General features: G+C 61.0%; 20 protein-coding genes (1 of these 20 running past the window's edge). 11 read left to right on the top strand and 9 right to left on the bottom strand.

Annotation, left to right across the window (positions count from 1 at the left end; translation table 11 throughout):
• Positions 1 to 475 carry the 5' portion of a signal peptidase II gene (gene lspA / locus BXU09_RS19095; protein WP_055364126.1) on the bottom strand. It extends 77 nt beyond the left edge of the window, so only the first 475 of its 552 coding nucleotides appear in the window; the start codon lies at positions 473 to 475; its stop codon lies off the left edge, out of view.
• A 232-nt stretch (positions 476 to 707) separates the two neighbouring features.
• On the opposite strand from lspA, the gene BXU09_RS19090 reads away from it, so the two are divergent.
• Complete coding sequence (locus BXU09_RS19090) at positions 708 to 1,268, top strand: recombinase family protein (RefSeq protein ID WP_017871616.1); 561 nt, start codon at positions 708 to 710, stop codon at positions 1,266 to 1,268.
• Between the two features lie 220 nt (positions 1,269 to 1,488).
• Here BXU09_RS19090 and BXU09_RS19080 read toward each other — a convergent pair whose 3' ends face one another.
• A complete protein-coding gene (locus tag BXU09_RS19080) occupies positions 1,489 to 1,692 on the bottom strand; it encodes a heavy metal-associated domain-containing protein (protein ID WP_078305903.1) in 204 nt (67 codons plus the stop codon).
• A gap of 150 nt (positions 1,693 to 1,842) precedes the next feature.
• On the opposite strand from BXU09_RS19080, the gene BXU09_RS19075 reads away from it, so the two are divergent.
• The 5 genes from BXU09_RS19075 (at position 1,843) to BXU09_RS19055 (ending at position 7,155) form a co-directional block, all read left to right on the top strand.
• Positions 1,843 to 4,350, top strand: coding sequence for a heavy metal translocating P-type ATPase (locus tag BXU09_RS19075; protein ID WP_078305902.1), 2,508 nt, complete (start codon positions 1,843 to 1,845; stop codon positions 4,348 to 4,350).
• A gap of 28 nt (positions 4,351 to 4,378) precedes the next feature.
• Positions 4,379 to 4,789 carry a hypothetical protein gene (locus BXU09_RS19070; protein ID WP_078305901.1) on the top strand — a complete coding sequence of 137 codons (411 nt, stop codon included), beginning with the start codon at positions 4,379 to 4,381 and terminating at the stop codon, positions 4,787 to 4,789.
• A 220-nt stretch (positions 4,790 to 5,009) separates the two neighbouring features.
• Positions 5,010 to 5,828, top strand: coding sequence for a C39 family peptidase (locus tag BXU09_RS19065; RefSeq protein ID WP_276205861.1), 819 nt, complete (start codon positions 5,010 to 5,012; stop codon positions 5,826 to 5,828).
• A gap of 102 nt (positions 5,829 to 5,930) precedes the next feature.
• A complete protein-coding gene (locus BXU09_RS19060; RefSeq protein ID WP_078305899.1) occupies positions 5,931 to 6,557 on the top strand; it encodes a LysM peptidoglycan-binding domain-containing M23 family metallopeptidase in 627 nt (208 codons plus the stop codon).
• A 181-nt stretch (positions 6,558 to 6,738) separates the two neighbouring features.
• On the top strand, positions 6,739 to 7,155 hold the full coding sequence (locus BXU09_RS19055; RefSeq protein ID WP_078305898.1) for a four-helix bundle copper-binding protein: 417 nt from the start codon (positions 6,739 to 6,741) through the stop codon (positions 7,153 to 7,155).
• 354 nt (positions 7,156 to 7,509) lie between these two features.
• Here the strand turns inward: BXU09_RS19055 and BXU09_RS19050 are convergent, their stop codons facing one another.
• Entirely contained in the window at positions 7,510 to 8,070 is a 561-nt protein-coding gene (locus BXU09_RS19050) for a PIN domain-containing protein (RefSeq protein ID WP_078305897.1), read from the bottom strand.
• A complete protein-coding gene (locus tag BXU09_RS19045) occupies positions 8,067 to 8,447 on the bottom strand; it encodes an excisionase family DNA-binding protein (RefSeq protein ID WP_078305896.1) in 381 nt (126 codons plus the stop codon). The genes BXU09_RS19050 and BXU09_RS19045 overlap by 4 nt, the downstream gene beginning before the upstream one ends.
• A 125-nt stretch (positions 8,448 to 8,572) precedes the next feature.
• On the opposite strand from BXU09_RS19045, the gene BXU09_RS19040 reads away from it, so the two are divergent.
• From BXU09_RS19040 to BXU09_RS20680, 4 genes are all read left to right on the top strand, one after another.
• Complete coding sequence (locus BXU09_RS19040; RefSeq protein ID WP_078305895.1) at positions 8,573 to 9,517, top strand: tyrosine-type recombinase/integrase; 945 nt, start codon at positions 8,573 to 8,575, stop codon at positions 9,515 to 9,517.
• Between the two features lie 406 nt (positions 9,518 to 9,923).
• Entirely contained in the window at positions 9,924 to 11,858 is a 1,935-nt protein-coding gene (locus BXU09_RS20685; RefSeq protein WP_144012422.1) for a hypothetical protein, read from the top strand.
• 56 nt (positions 11,859 to 11,914) lie between these two features.
• Positions 11,915 to 12,415: a hypothetical protein gene (locus BXU09_RS19035; protein WP_078305894.1), complete on the top strand. Its 501-nt coding sequence runs from the start codon at positions 11,915 to 11,917 to the stop codon at positions 12,413 to 12,415.
• Positions 12,416 to 12,477: 62 nt separating this feature from the next.
• Complete coding sequence (locus tag BXU09_RS20680; protein WP_144012421.1) at positions 12,478 to 14,325, top strand: hypothetical protein; 1,848 nt, start codon at positions 12,478 to 12,480, stop codon at positions 14,323 to 14,325.
• Between the two features lie 195 nt (positions 14,326 to 14,520).
• On the opposite strand, the gene BXU09_RS22055 is transcribed toward BXU09_RS20680, so the two are convergent.
• The 5 genes from BXU09_RS22055 to BXU09_RS21105 form a co-directional block, all read right to left on the bottom strand.
• Positions 14,521 to 14,769 (bottom strand): SAVED domain-containing protein, encoded by a 249-nt coding sequence (locus BXU09_RS22055; protein ID WP_078305891.1) that lies wholly within the window; start codon positions 14,767 to 14,769, stop codon positions 14,521 to 14,523.
• Positions 14,770 to 15,373: 604 nt separating this feature from the next.
• Positions 15,374 to 15,940: a hypothetical protein gene (locus BXU09_RS19010; RefSeq protein ID WP_144012419.1), complete on the bottom strand. Its 567-nt coding sequence runs from the start codon at positions 15,938 to 15,940 to the stop codon at positions 15,374 to 15,376.
• A gap of 434 nt (positions 15,941 to 16,374) precedes the next feature.
• Positions 16,375 to 17,442: a ThiF family adenylyltransferase gene (locus tag BXU09_RS19000; protein ID WP_168174688.1), complete on the bottom strand. Its 1,068-nt coding sequence runs from the start codon at positions 17,440 to 17,442 to the stop codon at positions 16,375 to 16,377.
• 61 nt (positions 17,443 to 17,503) lie between these two features.
• Positions 17,504 to 18,067, bottom strand: a complete 564-nt coding sequence (locus BXU09_RS18995) for a hypothetical protein (protein ID WP_078305887.1) — start codon at positions 18,065 to 18,067, stop codon at positions 17,504 to 17,506.
• A complete protein-coding gene (locus BXU09_RS21105; protein WP_168174687.1) occupies positions 18,064 to 18,531 on the bottom strand; it encodes a hypothetical protein in 468 nt (155 codons plus the stop codon). Before BXU09_RS21105 ends, BXU09_RS18995 begins: the two co-directional genes overlap by 4 nt.
• Positions 18,532 to 19,506: 975 nt before the next feature.
• Here BXU09_RS21105 and BXU09_RS20670 point away from each other — a divergent pair.
• Positions 19,507 to 20,000 (top strand): hypothetical protein (locus BXU09_RS20670; protein ID WP_205684192.1); only part of this gene is annotated, 494 nt, incomplete at its 3' end.

Raw genomic sequence — 20,000 nt, 5'->3', positions numbered from 1 at the left:
TGACGCTCACGAACAGCAGCAGCAGCACCCCCCCGACCACCCAAACGTCCGCGAGGTTGAACACCGGGAAGTCGCCTTGCCCCAGGGCGCGGGTGACCGCTGACAGCGCCGGTGAGGCGAGCATGTCGGTCACGCGCCCGGCGTTCAGGCCGTCGATGGCGTTGCCGAGGGCTCCCCCGGCGATCACGCTGAGGCTGATGGCCTGCCCAGTCGGTTGGGGGCGCCGCAGCAGGAAGATGACCAGGCCCAGTCCCACCGCCCCCCGGACCAGTGCGAGCGGCAGAGCCGAGCCGGACAACAGACTCCACGCGGCGCCCGTGTTGTAGGTCAGCGTCAGGTCGAGGACGCCGGGAAGCCAGGGCCGCACCTCACCGGGCAGTTCTGCGCGAGCCCAGCTCTTGAGGGCGAGGTCGAGGACGACGCACAGGATGGTCAGCGCGAGGAGGACGAGACGGGGCACACCTGACTGTAGCAATGTCTGGAGCAAGTCTGTACAGAAATACAGGTGTAGGGAAGGAATGCGGCCCGGAGGGCGCAGGTCGTTCCATCGTCATTGAGGGGTGAGCTGTCAGCTTGGGGTACACCTCAGACTGACGTCAGAGAAGATCGGCAGGGACTGTCAGAATAGGATTGGTTCTGAGTTTTCCTGAAACTTATTCTGTCAGGTCATAGACTTCAGCCTGACACTTCACCCTGGAGGACACCCTTTGCCCGGTCAACGCATCGGCTACACCCGCGTCAGCTCGCTCGACCAGAACCCTGCACGCCAGCTCGACCAGACCCAGGTCGACCGGGTGTTCACCGATCAGGCCTCCGGCAAGGACGTTCACCGCCCCCAGCTCGGAGCCCTGCTCGCCTTCGCCCGCGAGGGCGACACGGTGGTCGTCCACAGCATGGACCGCCTGGCGCGCAACCTGGACGATCTCCGCCAGCTTGTGAGTGGCCTGACCCGTCGGGGCATCCGGGTGGAGTTCGTCAAGGAAGGGCTGACCTTCACGGGTGAGGACGCGCCCATGTCGAATTTGCTGCTGAGCGTTATGGGCGCCTTCGCCGAGTTTGAACGATCTCTGATCCGGGAGCGGCAGCGCGAGGGCATCGCCCTCGCCCGCAAGCAAGGGAAATACCGGGGCCGCAAGAAGGCCTTGAGTGCCGAGCAGGTGCAGCAACTTCGGCGCAGGGTGCAGGCTGGAGAATCGAAAGCTGCCCTGGCGCGGGAATTGGGGATCAGCCGGGAGACGCTCTATCAGTACCTGGAACGTCCAGAATAGACCTGAACCTGCCCTCGCTGCGGCAGGTCAGGGCAAAAGCGCTCGCACCCAGATCAGCCTTAGCCTGCTTGTCTAGCCCTTTTGCGCGCCAGCGCAGCGACCCTGACGGAGGCCCAGCATGGTGACGATGCTCTCCAGATGACCGCGCGCGATCTTCAGCCGGCGGATTGCCCGCTTGCGGGCGTCTCCGGGCATGGACAGCCCGGGGTGGCAAGTGAGGTCAGGCGCGGGGCTGGGCACCGTAGCCCTCATCGGTCACCGCCGCGACCAGGGCCTGGGGGTCTGCTGCGCCTTCCACAATAGCCGAGCCCCCTTTCAGGTCCACCTTGACGTCCTGCACGCCTGGAACAGCTTTCAATGCATTGCGTACCGCTGTTTCGCAGTGCCCGCATGTCATTCCCGTAATAGTCAGTTCTGTGGTCATGGACTTATTCTGTCCCCCACTGGGGGATAAGGTCAATAACTTGGAGTCGGAAGGCATCTAATTTCCCAATAATTGGGACAGGTACGTTGCAGACTGACTCAAACTCTCCTATGTTCTATCCATACCCCCCTAGGGGGGATAGGAGAAGCCATGAGCAAAACAATGGAGCTTGGGGTTCAGGGCATGACCTGCGCGAGCTGCGTGGGGCGGGTGGAGCGTGGCCTGACCAAGGTGGAAGGGGTTGAGCAGGCCACCGTGAATCTCGCCACCGAACGTGCGACTGTTCAATACGACCCGGAGCAGACCAGTCCAGCTGCCCTCATCGAGAAGGTCAAAGCCATTGGGTATGAGCCGGTCACCGGCACACTGGACCTCGGCATTCAAGGCATGACCTGCGCGAACTGCGTAGGCCGCGTTGAGCGGGCTTTGAAGAAGGTAGACGGTGTACTGGACGCAACGGTGAACCTCGCGACCGAACGGGCGAGCATTCGGTATCTGCCCGCCAGTGTCAGTCCCGGACAGCTGAAAGCCGCCGTCGTGTCTGCTGGCTATGGGGTGCTGGAAGCGGAAGCTTGCCAGGACCGGACCGACCAGGAACGCGAAGCCCGGGAACGTGAGGTGCAGGCCTTAAGACGCGCTGTCACCTTCAGTGCCATTTTCGCCGTGCCCCTGCTCATTCTGGCCATGGTGCCGATGCTCTACATGCCCTTCCACATGTGGCTGACGAGCTATATCGACATGAAGACCCTGAACTGGATCATGCTGGCCCTCGCAGCGCCCGTGCAGTTTGGTCCTGGCCTGCGCTTCTACCGCCTGGGTTGGAAGAGCCTTGTGCACCGCTCGCCAGACATGAACAGTCTGGTCATGATCGGCACGTCGGCAGCTTTCCTCTACAGCCTGGTCGCCACCATGGCCCCGCAGCTCTTTCCTGAGGGCACTGCGCATGTGTATTACGAAGCGTCAGCCGTGGTCATCACCCTGATTCTGCTCGGCAAATACTTCGAAGCCATCGCCAAAGGCCGCTCCAGCGAAGCCATGAAGAAGCTCCTGGGCCTCCAGGCCAAGGTCGCCCGCGTCGTGCGGAACGGAGAGGAACTCGAAGTCCCCACTGACGAGGTCTTGATTGGTGACCTGATCAGCGTGCGTCCTGGCGAAAAGATTCCGGTCGACGGCCAGGTGGTGAGCGGCAATTCCTTCGTGGACGAGTCGATGATCACAGGTGAACCAGTCCCAGTGAGCAAGCAGGCCGGAGCGGGGGTCGTGGGCGGCACCATCAACCAGAACGGCGCCTTCGCTTTCCAGGCCACGAAAGTCGGTGCGGACACGGCCCTGGCGCAGATCATCAAACTGGTAGAAACTGCGCAGGGCAGCAAGCCACCTATTCAGGGTCTGGCCGATAAGGTGGTCAGCGTCTTTGTGCCTGTCGTATTAGGTATTGCGGCTTTGACCTTCGTCCTCTGGCTCCTCTTCGGAGGTCAGACGGCCCTGAGCTTCGCTCTCGTCAACATGGTCGCGGTGCTGATCATCGCCTGCCCCTGCGCCATGGGGCTGGCCACGCCCACCAGCATCATGGTGGGTACCGGAAAAGCGGCCGAACTCGGCGTGTTGTTCCGCAACGGTGCAGCACTCGAAGGCCTGCAAGGTGTGAAGGTCGTGGCGGTAGACAAGACTGGCACCCTGACCAAGGGCAAGCCTGAACTGACCGACCTCGTGACGACAGCTGGTATGGACCGTCAAACCGTCCTGCGTTTGGTCGCCGCTGCAGAAGGTCAGAGTGAGCATCCCATCGCGCAGGCCATCGTGGATGCCACCCGCCGTGAGGGAATGACTCTGCCTACTCCAGACCACTTCGAAGCGGTCCCTGGTTTCGGCCTGGAAGCGCATGTGGACGGCCACCTCGTGCAGGTCGGGGCCGACCGCTACATGACCCGCCTGAATCTGGACACCAGCGCTTTCACTGCGCAGGCTCATCAGCTGGGAGACGAAGGCAAGTCGCCCCTGTACGCCGCCATTGACGGGCAGCTGGCCGCCATTATTGCCGTGGCCGACCCCATCAAAGAGGGCAGTCTGGAAGCCGTGCAGGCCCTGCATGCTCAGGGACTTCGCGTAGCGATGATTACCGGTGACAATGCCCGCACGGCGCAGGCGATTGCGCGGCAATTGGGCATTGATGAAGTGCTCGCCGAAGTCCTGCCCAGCGGCAAGAGCGACGCCGTGAAGGAACTCCAAGCCAAAGGGCAGAGCGTCGCCTTTGTGGGGGACGGCATCAATGACGCCCCAGCGCTGGCTCAGGCCGATGTGGGCCTGGCCATTGGCACTGGCACCGACGTGGCCGTCGAGACCGCCGACGTGATCTTGATGAGCGGCGATCTGCGCGGTGTGCCGAATGCCTACGCGTTAAGCCGCGCCACCCTGCGCAACATCCGCCTCAACCTGTTCTGGGCGTTCGCATACAACATCATCCTGATTCCAGTGGCCGCCGGTGCCCTGTACCCTACCTTCGGTTGGCTCCTGAGCCCAGTCCTGGCCGCTGCAGCGATGGGCTTTTCCAGCGTGTTTGTCCTGACGAATGCCCTGCGCCTGCGTGGCTTCCGTCCGCCGGTGCGGCCTGGTCCTATCACTGTGGTTCCGCCAGTCAGCCAGCCTGCCCGAGCCTGAATCCCTTTCCCTCTTGTGGAGACCCCCGATGCCCAAACTGACTGTTGGCCCCTGGATTGCCGCCCAGAAACTTCCTTCCCGTGACGTGGCCCGTGACCGCTTCGCCTTCCTGGAGCGCACCCGTCTGCGGGACGAGACACCGACTGTGGCCGGGTTGCCCCTGGTCGGGATGGGCGGCTCCTGCGGCAAGCCGTGCTTCGCCCTGCCGTTCGTGCTGACCTGGACCGATGAGAACACCCGCGCGCTGGAAGACGTCGCCAGCAGGTACGGCTGCTATGTCGAATACGGCCTGTATCCCCACCTGAAACTGCACGAGAACGATCAGGAGGTGGCTGCCGTCCAGGATTGGACCACCTTCGGCATGGTCTACCTGCGCCCCGGGTACGAGAGGGCTGAAGAGGTACTCAGCGACCTGGTGGCAGCCCTAACGCCCGCGTAAAACGCTTCATCCCCCACCTGAACCGCCCGTGTCCATGTCACGGGCGGTTTCGTGTGCGTCTCCAAGGGGCGCACATGGGTGAACAGATGCCCAAGGATGCTGAGCGCTGGCCTACAGAAGTCCGCAGGAACCCGCGTGAGGATAATGCACGACGCTTCGTTGGCTGCTAGCTCTGTGTTCGATCTGGGGGGTTGCTGAGGCGCTGCCCGCCAGCGTCACATTGAAGAACATTCGGCATGAACCCCAGTCGCTGAACAACTGCGCGCCAGTGACCGCCATGACTCTCCTGGGGTACTACGGTGCTTCGGTGACGCAGGCGCAGGCAGCGGCCGTGATGAAGGACTACCCCGGTGATCCCCAGGTCACGAGCGTGGAGCTCGCCAACTACCTGGGTCGTGCCGGCCTGCGTAGTGTGATCCGGTACGCGGGGGATGCCGAGTTGCTGCGCACCCTGGTGGCGAACGGCTTTCCAGTGGTGCTGCAGCAGCGCCTCCAGCAGGGCAGCAACGTGGCGCACTTCCGAACTGTGTACGGGTACAGCGCAGGCTATTTTCTGATCAGTGATCCACTGCTGGGGCCCTCCCTACGCTTGACGCCTGCACAACTGATGTCGCTCTGGGCGTACTACAACGGCGAGTATCTGGTGGCTTATCCGCCGGCAAAAGAAGCGCAGGTGCAGGCGATTCTCGGGCGTGATTTCAGTGCGGCGGCCAACTGGCAACACCTGAGGACGCACGGCGAACAGGACGTCAAAGCGCGCCCGGGGGACCCCTACGCCTGGTGGGGTCTGGCCAAAGCTACCCTGCGCCTGGGCAATCCACGCCTCGCGTCGGAGTATTTCGAGCGTGCCATCAATCTGGGCGTGCCGACCATGTATTACCTCTACCGCCAGGAAGCATTTGAGGCGTGGACGCAGGCTGGGAAGCACAGCCGGACGCTCAGCGTCACGCAGCGCGCCCTACAGACATTTCCACGCAGCAAGGAGCTGCAACACTTCCGCACACTGGCCAGCCGGAGCTTGGAGAAACCTGGGTCATGAAGAGAGGAGATGTCCCACAGGCACTTGGCCTGAGGCCTTAATAGTTCGGCGGGTCAGCATTTCTTTACAGAAACTTAATCATGTCTGATTACGCTCGCCTGGATGTGGCGTTTCCTGATCCTGTCCCTGGGCCTAGCTGGCCTGAGCTTCTGCGCAGCGGCAACCGTGACCGTAAAACCGGGCGACACCCTGTACGGCATCGCCAAGCGTCAGGGCGTCACGTTGAACACCCTGCTGGCGAATAACAGAGGCCTCAACCCGCAGCTCGCGCTGAAAGTGGGGCAGGTCCTGCAGGTGCCCAGTCGCGCCCCAGCCCGACCCGTGGCCACCGGCTCAGCTGGTGGCGCCACCGTGCGCGCGGCAGGCATTCGCGTGACAGCTGTGGTGCCCGTACAGGGCCGACTCACGAGCTCGTACTCAGCGGCGCATCCTGGCCTGGATCTGGCAGCCCCGATAGGGACCCCCGTGCTGGCAGCTCGGGGCGGCCGCGTCACGGAGTCCCGATTTGACGGGCGCACGGGCTGGGGCTGGACGATTGTGGTTGATCACGGGGACGGCATGACCAGCCGCTACAGCCACAACAGCGCCAACCTCGTCTGGGCAGGTCAATTTGTGAAGACAGGGGAGGTCATTGCACGGGTGGGCAGCACGGGGAACAGCACGGGACCACACCTTGACTTCCGGGTGATGGTGGGCGGCCGGGTCATCAATCCCATGTCGTTGTACTGAGGAGATACGCCCGGAAGGAGGCCATGACGGATGACCGAGAGGTCCGAGCCCTTCAGGCTTTCTTGAGGCTGGCTGCCGACTTTACAGAAGCTGAACACACGCCGGGAAAAGTAGGAGTGCACCAAGACCTGGGAGCGTGTGCCCCTCAAGGGCACGCTTGACTCTCGCCCTGGAGGGATATATGGATACCCTGACCCGCATGCTCAGCACCCACCCGAAAGTCGGCGCTTTGAATGCTGACCTGTTGGCTGCCTGCCTACAGGCCTGCCTGGAATGTGAGGCCATCTGCGCTCTATGTGCCGACGCTTGTCTCAGTGAGGATGAGCATCTGCATCACCTCACACGCTGTATCAGCCTGAACACGCAGTGTGCGGCGGTCTGCCACGCCGCAGCCAGTGTGCTCTCGACACCTGGTCAGGGAGACCATCAGCTCATGCGGGCGCAGCTCCAGGCATGCCTGAGTGCCTGCCGCGCCTGTGCAGAAGAATGTGAAGCGCACGCCCGGGACATGGGGATGGCCCACTGCGGTGTGTGCGCAGAAAGCTGCCGCCGTTGTGAGCAGGCTTGTCAGGCGTTGCTGGGCAGCCTCAGCGCCTAGGGTCTGTGGGCCAAGGGTGCAGGGACTTATCTTCTTCCGCTGTGGAGCCAAGCAATCAGTGATGAGCAGTGGAAACGTCTGGAGCTCAGTACCCGAACCTAGTATGGTGGGCTGCTCCCCGAAAGCTGGATGGATTGAAAGACAAACTTGCACTCGCCTGAGCCGAGTCTCTCCTTCATCCCGTCCAAAATTTGGGATCAGGCCAATGTCTGCCACAACCATTGTCTTGGACATCCGGCCCCGTGACCGATTTCTGCGCCAGGCTGCATTCCACGCTTCAATGACACCTGGAACCACGTCCCACACCGTTGCGATGCGCCTTGCCTGAAATCAGGAATACCTGAAAAACTGATTTCAGGTATTCCTGATTTCGGTCATGCTCCTGACCAGACCAGCTTGAGTGAGCCGATCGGTCAACTCCTCCCAGGTGACGGGTGGTCGCCGGAAACTATTCTGCAGGCCTTCCAGCGCGTCCCGGGTGGCCAGGGGCTCCGCTGCCAGGAGCGCCAACAGGAGCGTGTCGGGCGTCATCACCTGCACGCCGTAGGGTTCCAAGTGCTCGCGGGGAAAGTCCTTGAGGTTGAGCGTGACGATCACATCCGCCTGCGCGTGGATGGCCGCCGCGAGGACATGCCGGTCATCCGGGTCAGGCAGCGACAGGGTCTCGATCAGGGCTTCATAGCCGGTGACCTGCGCGTCAGGGACGGCCTGATCCATCAGGGCCCGGATCCGCTGGACCCGCGGCGCTCCGAGGTCGGGGCGGTTGAGCAGCAGGTTCCGGCCCCACTCGTCGTGGATGGCGTCAGTCCAGCGGGCGGCGACCAGACCGGACACCGCGAGGTGCATCAGCAGGTTGCGCAGCAGGGAGGGGTACAGGACATTCGCGTCGTACAGCGCCGTGTGCCTTGGGGTCAATCCGACTCCAGGTCCTGCAGGTCGTCGGCCAGGGCCTGAAGGGCGGCCTGGCGCTGGGCGTCGAGGCCAGCTTTGTAGGCGAGGACGTCTTCGAGGTACAGCCGGCGGCGGGGGCCGACTTTGCGGTGGGGGAACTGGCCTTCCTCGATGAGCTTGACGAGGTAGGGGCGGCTGACGTTCAGGAGTTCGGCGGCCTGCTGGGTGCTGATCTCCCGGTCGAGGGTCAGCACTTGAACGGCCTTACCGGCGGCGAGTTGCTGAAGGAGATCTTCGAGGAGACCCGCGAGGCGGCCGGTGGCAGGGGTGCGCTGGAGTTGCTGGAGCTGGAGCTGGGCGGCCTGGGTGTCGGCGGGGGTGGGGATGAAGGGAACAGACATGGGAACCTCCTGCCTCATCATACGAAATAAACGAAACAGGCAAAAGGAATGAATCGAACGAAGCGGGAGAAATTCAGAGGCAATTTTTGGCGAAACCAAGAGTTAATCTATGTTATCTATAGGGTGTGACACTCGCCCTCGATGTCCTTCGAACCACCACCTTCGACCGGGCCAAAACGTGGAGTGACCTCAGTCCGGAAGAGAGGAAGAGACGGGCCGTCCTCGCCGTCCGGGATCAGGAAGCAGACACCCTCTGGTCTCTGACCGAGGCCTACCTCACCCTGCACGGATCCAGCGGCACCGCGATCAGCCCCCGGACCCTCAAGGCCTACCGCTGGGCGGTCAACCGCTACCTGACCTATGCCGGTGCGCAGGCCGTCAACCTCCTGCGCGCCAGTTCCAGTGACGGCGTCCGCTTCGTGCGCACCGTCGAGGCAGAAGGACTCAGCGCGTCGAGCACCCGTGTGCAACTCGCCGGCGTCCGCCTCTTCTACGCGGCGCTGCGGTGGGCCGACGCCACCCAGGCCGCCCCGTTCAATGACGTCAAACCTGTGCGGGAGAAAACGGCCGCGTGGGACAAGCGCAGCCCCTACACCCACGATGAGGTGCAGGCCCTCCTGGAGCACGCCGACGAGCGGATGCAGGCCCTGATTCTGCTGTGCGCCCACGGCGGCCTCCGCATCAGTGAAGCGCTCGCCGTCAGACGCGCGGACATCAACCTGGACGGGCGGGAACTTACAGTGCGACACGGTAAAGGCGGCAAGCAGCGACGGGTCGTCATCGGCGACACCCTGATTCGGGCGCTGAACCGTCTCCCCGAACAGCCGGGCTCGCTGATCGGCGGCAGTTACCCCGCCGCCGTTGAGCGTCTGCATCGCCTCTGCCTCCGAGCAGAGGTGGCCTACCGCGGCTATCACGCACTCAGGCATTACGCCGGCACCCGCCTGACGAAAGAAGGGGCGTCACTTGACGATGTCGCCCGGCACCTCGGGCACGCCGTGCTGGAAACCGCCCGGATCTACGCCAAGTGGAGTGACGACAGCCTGCGCCGTCGTGTTAATCACTGGTAGACAGTTGCATCGTCACTGCAGCGCGGACGCCACTCGTCGTTGGGGTATCAGTCACCGACGGCCTTCGAGCAGCAGACTTACATCCCGAACTGAGTCTCCACCAAACTCTTGAAAGATCACTCCGGGGATGGCCGCAGGTGTGACGGATCACGCCTGGACGGTCGCGGAACTGCTCCGCTATCGGATCGAACCGTTTTTCAAGCCGCATGATTCAGCTCCACGCTGTCCTATGGTCCTATCTCGAGGTGCATCGACACGAGGAATTCCTGCGCCAGAACGGCTATGCAGTCCATCTATCCAGGTGCAAAATCTGAGTCTAACGCAATAATCGAGCGCAACTGTCTTATGAGAGAATGCCGCTGTAGCGACATGTTTCGTCCCAAACCCGTTCATCCATTGGAGATTCGTGACCTCTACTCCCCCCCTCATTTTTCATCCTGGACGTCCCAATCAGGATGCGTTCGCCACCATCCGCGGGTTCGTTCATCAAGTAGATGTCACCATCATCAGGTGGCTGACCCTTACAGCACCGGACATCCTTGAACTGGAGCATGGCGAAGACATTGACCGGTTGACGGCCTTCTCTCAACAGGAATTGCAGGCTGCTTTATCGGGAACTGGACCTCTTCGAGACCGGTTGTTAGAGCAGGTCAAAAGCCTAGAACGGCCTATTACTCTGCGAACATCAGCGGTCCAGCGGGCCGTTATTGATTTCGCCGTGCACAGGTGGGGTAACTCGGGTCAGTTGCACTACCTGTTCACCACCACTGCGAGCGTGGTCCGCGAACGAACTTCTGTTTTGAGCTCGTGTTCTGAGGCTGAGCTGCAGCGATTGGCCACCGTAGGCTTAGACCGAGAAACACCTGGCATTGAGCTTTGGGGTGCGGTGCGACGAGGCCACCTGCCGCCTGAGATCCAAGTCATTCTCGTACAGGCCTTGCAACGATGCCTCGCCCAGGACATTGAATCCACAAGTCGGCCTGAGCATGTCACTGAGGCTCAATGGAATCGGTATAAGGCGCTTCTAACGCCAGCGTCACACACTGACTTCCTCACCCTCATTCAGGATCTGGAATTCAATGTAGGTCAGCCCGGTGGCCTTCCACTGCGTCAGGAGATCGAGTGCGTGCTGGTTGACCACAACTATGCAGATGGGTCTCGTGCGACGCGCGTTTACGAGCATCTCTTCGCGCGGGTCTTCCAGTTGCTTTCTCAGTCAGGGCCGAAACGCCTTACCACAGGTGATCTTCAGGAGGCCATTCAAGCAACGGGGGAAGCCGATCAGGCTTTTGTGAACGCTTTTACGGCGTATCTGGATGAAGACGCCAGTAACCGCCTCGACGATTTAAACGAACTTTGGCGCACTGCCCGGTATGCAGAGGTGGTTCGGGAGGTTCAACGTCTGAGGGAGCCTACCAGATGGGCGTGGTTGGGTCCGGGTCATCAGATAAGGATCCTGAAGCTTTCCTGGCGTCTTGAGTTGGTTCTGCAGCGGGGGGTAGAAGATTTGCAGGGTCTCCAAAAGGAGATCGACGCCCTTGGTGGTGAATCCCTGGCGCTACAGGCAGCGACGCCTCATGACTTCACAACCAGTATCGCTTTCCTGGAAGAATTCAAGAATCGGCCTGACCTGGCAGCCATTCACGCGGCTGCCACCCTTCAATTGCAGCAAAATGCCATCAACGAGCGGGGGTTGCGCGAACTCGTAGATCAAGGTCTGGCTACCGCCGAAACTCACCGTCTGCTGGCTTGCGGAGCCCTTCAACGCGGCGACGTACCGACAGCGCGGCAGCAGATCAGCTTGGCTCTGGCGTGCTCCGAAGCCGACGAGATGACACGGCTGACCAGTGCCGTCATTGCGGTTCAGGAAACCCTCTCGCCTGTGGTCTGGCACTCGATGTTGCCCCAGCCCCAGCCCAATATGCAGGTGTTCGTTCGCCAGGACACTCAAAGCCAGACTAAGCGACGCGACGCGGCCGCAACATTTCAAGCAGCAGTCGAAGCGCGGCGCCTTGCTGGCGGACAAGGCCAAGTATGGGCGACGTGGCTGTTGGCCTGTCTTGCCGACGATCCTGCCCGGCAGACTGAAGCGGCCACGCTGGCCCAGACATTGATCAGTGAAGATCCGACGGAAGCGGCCCCATGGCTTTGGGCACTCAACCGTGATCTCAAAGTTGAGGTTCCGACCGCCGAGGAACTGATTCAGTTGCGACTGGCGCAGGAAGACACTGTCGGTCTACGCCGTGTTCATGCGCTGGCCCTAACCGTTCTGGGACATGCTGAACGGTCATCTTGGCCAACCGACGACGAGTTGCCCGACGTCCCTATAGGGATCCCTTAGCCGTGCTAAACCTGCCGAAGGTCGTTCGGAGTCCTTTGGCAGCAGTTCATGCATGGATGACACTGGCCATTGCCGATGAGTGGTCTGACGCTGCCCCGCACTCGCTATGGTTTGCCCACCAGGTACAAACTGGTGGCGCCCTGCATATGGCCAGTGTGGTCGCGTTCAATGCGGGAGACTTCACCACCTGTCGCCTTCTGCTGACCATGCCTGAGGCGACAGCACAGTACCCGGATGGCGTTCTGCCCAGGCAGCTTCAGGAGTTGCTGGCGGAAGCTTATGCGCGAACCGAGGACCTGCCGGCAGCGGCAGCCCTGGCAGAAACCCTGGCCCGTGGGCAGCAGGAAAACCATCAGGCGACACTGTACCTTCGTCTGCTTATCGGGCTGGGTGATGACGCTCGCTTGCAGACGGCGGCAGTGGAGGCACTGAGAGCCGCCAATCCAGCACCAGGTTTGGTGCTCGCTCTAATGGATCAGATTCTGGATGATGATCCAGACTTGGCCCAGCAACTCTGGTATAAGGGCAACACTTCGGGTATCCCGACGAACTATTAGGCTGGGCCATTCGAACGGCTCACCTCATTGGCCTGGAGAATGAGGGTGCCCGGCTCTTGAACGTGGCGTGGCTGGCTGGTCCGGAGCGCACTGGCATTGTCATGGGCACGGAATCACCAATAGAAGAGAGACCGCCCGGGGTCGACGGCCCAGGCTTCCTGGAAGTCCACCTGAAATCGCTGTTCGCACAGCAGCAACGCCGGACTGACCAGGGCCAACAGGCATATGAATCCGGCACACTGCCCCTGGCAATCGCATTTGCAGGGCAGCCAATCGCCAAGTTGATCACTCAGACCCTGAGAAGTGGAGGAACTCGCCTGGGCCTCCTGGGCCGCCACGGTGGCCGCCCCTTACCGGGTGCTGTTCCTGAAGTCTTACGACTTACGGTGGATCTGAGTGGCTTCATCGTTGCAGCCCGTCTGGGCCTTCTGGACCGTGTCATCAGTACCTTTGGCCCTCTGCGCGTCACGCCCTTTGTAATGCTGGCTCTGACAGAGAGCCTGCATGCCTGCCGTCCGCAGGCTGATGAGGAGATCTGGCAGCTCATCCAAGACCACATTACCGAGGGGCGGCTTCAGGTCCTGCCCGAAAACGCCCCTCGTGATTCAGCGCTAGACCCATTGGGTGACTGGGCCGTGGCCAGACCGTATCTGGCCAACACATCGGGGAAGGTGGTGGATGATCTTCCTGTGCGCCTCCACCAACTCGGAGACACCTTCGCAGCTGGGGAAAGATTGGAAAGTATCCTGCCGCAGAAGTTACTTGCCGTTCTTACGGAGCAGGGCCTCCTAGACGCTGAGGAGCTCAACCGGGCGGAAAGCATGCTCTGGCACCCCTTTTCTACCCCAACCGTTCCTAATGCAGGGGAGACCCTTTTCCTGACCACCGAAGCCTTGCTGGCATTGGCCAGAGCTGGTGTGCTGTCTGCTGCAGTAGAGGTATTCAGGCTGGTGGTTTCAAATCAAGCTGCCCAACTCGTGAAGGGTCAATGGGCAAAATGCAGACAGGACCGGCAGACAAGGGAGGACCTTAGGGAGTGGCGACGAACCCTGCGCAGTAAATTACGGGCGCGGCAGGTCATTCTTCTTCCTCATCCTGGCCTGTGGAGTCCGACTGATCCGCGTGAACTGGCGGCAGCAGACATCGAGATGATCCACGCTACCCGCTTCGAATCTAAAGATGCTGTCTGGATCGAAGACCGATCCGTGAACGCGGGCTTGCGAATGGGCGAAGCATGGCTCTGGAGCCTGACAGATGTTCAGGCAGTCCTGCAGTTCCGAGGCCAGCTCACAGAGGTGCAATCCCAGCGCCTGACGCGCCAGCAGCGGGAGATGGGTATGGGACTGACGCCAACGTCAGCAACTGAACTTAGCTCCCTCTTGGCGTCATTCAATGCGCACCCAACTCCGGAATTGCGGGCCTGGGCACTACATCTTGAGGCTATTCGCATATTCGCGCCTACACTCCGAAAGGATGAAGGCGCTTACATAAATCAGATTATTGAAGCCAATCGAAAAGCAATGCAGGGCATCTGGATGAATATGACTCCTACTTCATCACTGAGGGCGACGTGGTTGGCTTACCATGGCGCCCTGAGCATTGCCAATCTATTGTGTGGTCAAGTTAATTCTGAAGCCACCTACGCCAAAGCATTCGATGCAGCCGAAATGCTGAATTTATCAAGTGAGATTGAAGCAGGAGATGCTAGAACAGCCTTCCTAACTTGGTGGGCCAAGACCTATTACGTCGATCTCAAAGAGCAGAAGACGGTGGCTCAGGCCACAGCCCTAATGGTGATGCGTAAGCTCAGAGGCATCCAGCCGGGTGCCCGGCGAGCGTGGTTGTCGGACACCTTCACGTCTTGGCCGCAAGGGGTGCAGAACGAGGTACGTGCCCTGTTGGGTCTCTGAGCGGATAGTTAGCTGGAATTCGACTTTGTTGGCAAATTCAGGTGGGGCTCCCAGACTCCGCATTGCTCGTTACCGAGCCGCGATGATCCGCCCCGCCAAACAGCAGGTTTCGAATTCGCCAACAAAGTCTAGTTCCAGCTAACTACTTGTGATCCCGACACTCCGCCAAATCACAGAGGCACCGCGTGACGGCATTCAGTTCACCCGACACGTGCGTTGATACATGCCCGGTCCAGCCTGAAATTCATACCATTGCGTGGAGGGGAGAGCATTCCAACGGTGACCAAGCGCCAGGGCCAATGCGGCCGGTCCGACCAAGAAGACGTCAAGGGCATCCGGTTGAAAGGCACTCACGGCCTCGCCCACTTTCGTCTTGATGTAATTCACAGACGCTTGCACCTCCTGCGCATCCACGATGGCCCGGTCCAACTGCACGTGCAGCACACCCCCTGCATCCGGAAGCCCAAGGTCGTGACCACGGCCTGAACAGGGTTTCTCAATACCCCCACCGCAACCACCAGTCGGCCATTCACCAGGCCGGTCGCAGGCCGCGACTGCCACCCCAGCGCCCCCCCGTCCTGCTGGGCATAATCATCCGTGCGCCACCCGTGGCCTCGGACGGAGAAGTCAAGGTCAAAGCCTTGCGCGGACGGAAAAGCCGTTCCAACAGCAAATGCCGTCGACAGCCGGTAAGAACCTGTCAACCGAATGCGACGATGACCCCGCTGATAAGCCCACTGAGCGACCATGCGCATGGGCGTCGTCAAGGCGACCCACTCTTCAGGTGCAGGGAAACCAGCCTCGCCCCCAGCGAAGGCTGAGGCGTCAATCTCAATCGCCTGTGGCTGTGGGAGATCCCGGTCCGAGCGAATGTGCACCTGAAGTGGCTCCTCGTCCAGAATCAGATCGCCGAGGGCGCCCCGCAGGACCCGAAGAATTTGGGCTCGAGTTATCTCTGCCCCTCGACGCTCGTTGGCGAGTGTCACCAGATCATCGAACGCTGCCCTCACTTGCTTCTGTGTGAGATCCAGCGCCGGGAACGCCGCTTCTAACGCCTGTGCGAATGCCAGTCGAGCGGACTGGACGTCGGTGTACTGCGAAGGGTGAAATCCACGTTCTCCGCGACGAAACTGCCGAGCGGCGGCCCAAACTCAGCCATCAGATCGTTTCGAAACTTGAGGTCACTGGCGGCGGTCACAGTGGCAAACGGTGTGTAGAACGGTCGCGCCCGCTGAATCCGCGTCTGGTCCCTGGCGATCCACTGCAGTCGATCCAGCAGGCTTGGCGTGACCAGCGTCTGCACGCGTGCCGTTCCTGGAAACGCCTGCTCGTATATTAAGAAATTCCCCAGGACCTCTTGAAGAGCTTTTTTGCTCAGCTTGCCCTCTTTCGCCTGAAACCGGTCAACGACGTGACCGTGAGAGGCATACGGCGTAAAGAAGCGCGCCTCGAAATCTTCGAGGCCTTCCAGGATGAATGCCTCGAACGCAGGCTGAAGAAGCCAGCCGGGCAACCGAGACAGGGTTTCCCAGAGTTGATAATCAAAGCCGCTTTGTGCCACCATCCCGCCAGACCCTTTTGCATCGGTCAGGGTGGGTTTCGTCTCGTCACTCATTCAGGCCACTCCAATGGAACGGACATTTCCCGTCCAGCGGGATCAAACAGCCAGGCGCCGGCGGTGAGCATCTCACCATCCAGGCGGCAATGAGCAATACCGCGAAGTACCCCTTGAATGTTGAGTCAGTCACCAAGGTCCGCATGGTTGACCGGTCCGTGCTGCTGGGAAGAACAGCGTAGCTGGGATGGCTGTGCCACTCCCCGATGTAATTGAACTGCGCGTACTTCCTCTGGGTGCGTTGAAAGAAGGTGAACGCGTCCTTTGTCGCCTGTGTCAGGTCGACGATAAAGCGTGAGATCGTCCCAGGGGCATGCTGCACGGTCAGGTGGGTGACCAGAAAGTGGGAAGGCGCCAACTGCTCACCATACAGCTGCCCCCCGATCTCTCGCCGTCCAGCTCGCTGTAAGGCAGCCTGGAGGATTTCCCGTTGGTCACGGCTGAGAGCGAGCCGCATCAATGGCCTCCTGTGCAAGTCCGGTCGCCCACTCAGCGAGTTTCAGGTCGCGTGCTGGTGGTGTGGGCTGCGTGGGGAGTGGCACATCGAGCGCGATGCTGTCGCCCTGACGGGAAAACAGCCAGCCCGAACGGTATCCGGTGAGCATCCAGGGTGACGTAGTCGCCTCGACGCGGTCGTCAAGAATATCCAGAGCAATTCTGGCTGTCTGTGCAGCCGCCGCAGTGACTGCGGCGGCATCTGCCTGGATGGGCGCGCCGTCAAAGGTCAGGGCCTCGTAAGTGCGGACGCCACTACTGGGGGGCGTGACACTTCGTTCCTCACAGTACGTTTCGTAGGCCATTCTTCCCTGCATGTATGTCGGATCGCGGCCTGGAATGAACCGGGCGGTCAGGCACCCGAGTCCACCTTCAAACACCTCGACCGACACAAACGCCTTCCGGTGCTGTTCGGCCAGAGCGCCCAGTAGCAGCCCCGTCGGCACGTCGCCAGTCGCATTGACGATCACGGTACAGGCAGCTATCTCGTCAATGTCACCGGCATACACGCGGGCTGACTGCTGCCAGTTCAGATTGGACGTGATGATCTCGATGTCAGCACGAGGCGCGATGTGCAGCAATCGGCGTTTGACGGCCTCCGCCTTGTGCGCGCCGACGTCTCGCCAGTCCAGGGTGTGCCGTTCCAGGTTTCCAGGCAACATGACGTCACCGTCAATCAGCACGAGGCGGTGAATGCCGGACCGGAGGAGCAACTCCGCCACGCTGGAGCCGACTGAACCGAGACCGATGATGGCCACTTTCTGTTCAGCAGCAGTTGCCGCCCGCCCAGACCGGTGGCCTGCTTCTTCAGGCAGGAGAACCAGAGACCGGATCTGCACGGTGTCCGGTGTCAGGCAGACGTAGACGGTCAGGGCCGACCGGTCGGGTGCAAGGGCCACGATCACGACATACGGGGGGGTGCTGCTCTCCTCCAGGCCGAATCCAGCCAGCAGTTCCACACGGTTGCCCGGCTGGGGGTGAGGGGCCTCGCTCTGAGAGATCAGCACGGGAAGGGTGGTGCGGTAACTGCCGAGATCATCGGTAGTTGGTGCATTGCCCGATTCACGGTCATGCCGGTCCGTTAGTAGGATGGCCAGAGACCTGGTTGGGCCTGCCAGTACAGGGCTTGGAGTTCAGTGGCTTGGCCTTCGAACAGGCGTTGCAGGCAGGACAACCGATCAGGGCGGGTGGTTTGCGCCAGGCGTAGGCCTGCACGCTACCCACGCTGTGCGCCGAGGGGACCACGCCAGACTCGCCGTGACCCTGGGGGTTTTCCTTATAGAGCAGATTGAACGCGCTCTGGAGCACCTCTGCACCGGTGGCGTCCGCTCGCCAGTTGTCGGGCCGTAATTCCAGGCAGAGGGCGCCGCCGGCGCCGTACTGGTGGTGGCTCCACTGTGCGGTGTCCTCCTGAGGTTCAACCCAGGCGGGAACGTCGGGAAAGGAATCCGGGTAGACCAGTCGCACGAGGTAGTCGGCGCCGTGCGCTGTGATGATTCCTTCGGCCGCGAGGCGAAATTTGTGGACGGTCCAGCGGGTGAGCGTGAACCAGGGTTCTGCTGCGGCGAGGGCCTCAACGGCCGCTCGTTCCTGACCGAGTCGTGTCCACTGGTTGAGCCACCAGAGCGTCACGCAAACCCGCGGGGCTTCGTCGGGGTCGCGTTCACATCCGGGAAGGTGTACCCAGCGCTGGCGGTGGCTGTCGCCGTCGAGCCCAGGTGGGAGGCTTTGACTGCGCTCTCTGTGGCTTTGAGTCGGTTCCCAAACAGGATCCGCCAGAGGCGGGTGGCCTCGTCCATCTCATCTGCGTTCAGACTCTGTGCCTTCCGGGCGTACCCGGCATGCACACGTACGCGATCAAGAAAATTTTTCCAATCCGTGATGGAGACTTTGGAGAGGATATCGTTGCCCGGCATCGCGGGGTCAGCAAGGGTTGGTTTCAGATCGAGCGCTGCCAGGTCAGCGTACGCGGCGTGGATGTTTTCCAGCAGTTGGGCGAAGGCCTCACCGTAGTGGGTCTCGTCGGTGGGGGCGTGCAGCGAGACCAGAACTTCAAGCACGAAGCCTTTGGGCCGCTTCCCGGTTTTTGTTCTCACGGCGCCACCACTTCAGGAGTTTGACGAGCGGTTTGAAGCGCCACCGAAACGGGCGTTCTGGTTTGCGCTCCAGGTGGTGTGTGCGGGTGGATTGGTCGACTTCCAATACCCGAGGTCCCGGTCGGGAGCATGTAGCCGGTGCCGGAGGCCACGACAGGCACGACATCAATTCAGCGTTTGCCGTGATCACGCGGACAGAGCGTTTGTTGACCCGTTCAACGTGAATTGGTCTTCCAAAGCGTCATTGACTTCCCAGAGGACATCGGTGGGGTCATCCGTCGTACTGAAATTCGTTTCGATGATGATGTCCACGTCAGGTCGCTCGTGCCCATCGGCTGTTCTTTTGGGCCTGATAGCGGTGTCCCGCGTGTAGCTTCCAGCTAGGAAACTGCCTTCCCAGCGCTCTTTGAATTCACTGTGACTACACAAATGGTCGCGAACACTTTGATGAGCCAGTGATGCTTGAGCAGTCGTGGTGGCACTGGGTTCGATGTCAGCTAGAAGTTCCTTGAAAGCGCGCGTTCGGAAGCATAACCCCTCCTCAGTAATTCGCCTTAAACAGATTCTACACGAGTGGGTCACACCATGCGCCAGAACCTCACCGCTTGGAGGACGAGTCTCATAAGAGTGGGCCTGCTCCTACTGAATCATGCTCACGCACGCGAATCTTGCATACCCAGCGTAGGTCCCATCACATGGCTCCAAGTCTTCAGGGAGAGACGCCGGGCTGCACACGCGTCTTTCACAGCCTTCCGGACAAGAGGCGCCGTTCACCCGCTTCCGGGGCTCCGCTACTCACCAGCGCGTATGAAGCGCAGGGTCTGACTCACGAAGACAACTCTCCCAGTGCGGCAAATTTGCTCTCGTCCAGGCAGGCGGCCAGATAGACTGCCGAGCAGTTTCAGTCACCGCAACCTTGTGGTGTCGCCTGTTGCCCAGGAAGGGCGGGCCTCCCATGCCCTGGAGGAAGTTCACTTGGCAGGCATCGAGCAGAGTCCAGCAACCGTCCTCAAGTTTCTACGTAACTTATTCAATGATCAGACGGACGAACTGCTCATCATCAAGGAACTGCTTCAAAACGCCGATGACAGCAGGGCAACCCGCGCCGTCATCGGTTGCAGTGACGGATTTCCCACCGCCACACATCCACTGCTGCGGGGGCCTGCTCTGTTCTCCATCAACGACGGACCGTTCCGTCCTGAGGACGCCCGCGCCATCGTCACCCTGGGACTGAGCACTAAAGGGGGAGACGAGTACCGTCGGAAATTCGGACTCGGACTCAAGAGTGCTTTTTATCTGGCAGAGGCGCTCTTTTTCATGGACAGTCGCCTGGATCCTTCGGATTCCTGGCGTAAACCCCACTTTGATGTACTCAGTCCCTGGGTTGGAGGAGACGAGCCCTACCGCCCGGACTGGGTGCAGTTCACGCCAGAAGATCGGCGCCTGATCATTGACCATTTGGCCACATT

Origin of the sequence: Deinococcus sp. LM3, from assembly GCF_002017875.1 — a bacterium.
Lineage (GTDB): Bacteria > Deinococcota > Deinococci > Deinococcales > Deinococcaceae > Deinococcus.
The sequence above is the reverse complement of the archived record's forward strand: the minus strand, read 5'-3'. Positions and strand labels throughout refer to the sequence as shown.

Bases quoted from the DNA above. Each gene is read 5' to 3' on its own strand.
- BXU09_RS19080 (WP_078305903.1), bottom strand. From the start codon at position 1,692: ATGACCACAGAACTGACTATTACGGGAATGACATGCGGGCACTGCGAA.
- BXU09_RS19075 (WP_078305902.1), top strand. From the start codon at position 1,843: ATGAGCAAAACAATGGAGCTTGGGGTTCAGGGCATGACCTGCGCGAGC.
- BXU09_RS19070 (WP_078305901.1), top strand. From the start codon at position 4,379: ATGCCCAAACTGACTGTTGGCCCCTGGATTGCCGCCCAGAAACTTCCT.
- BXU09_RS19060 (WP_078305899.1), top strand. From the start codon at position 5,931: ATGTGGCGTTTCCTGATCCTGTCCCTGGGCCTAGCTGGCCTGAGCTTC.
- BXU09_RS19055 (WP_078305898.1), top strand. From the start codon at position 6,739: ATGGATACCCTGACCCGCATGCTCAGCACCCACCCGAAAGTCGGCGCT.
- BXU09_RS19045 (WP_078305896.1), bottom strand. From the start codon at position 8,447: ATGTCTGTTCCCTTCATCCCCACCCCCGCCGACACCCAGGCCGCCCAG.
- BXU09_RS19035 (WP_078305894.1), top strand. From the start codon at position 11,915: ATGACACTGGCCATTGCCGATGAGTGGTCTGACGCTGCCCCGCACTCG.
- BXU09_RS19010 (WP_144012419.1), bottom strand. From the start codon at position 15,940: ATGAGTGACGAGACGAAACCCACCCTGACCGATGCAAAAGGGTCTGGC.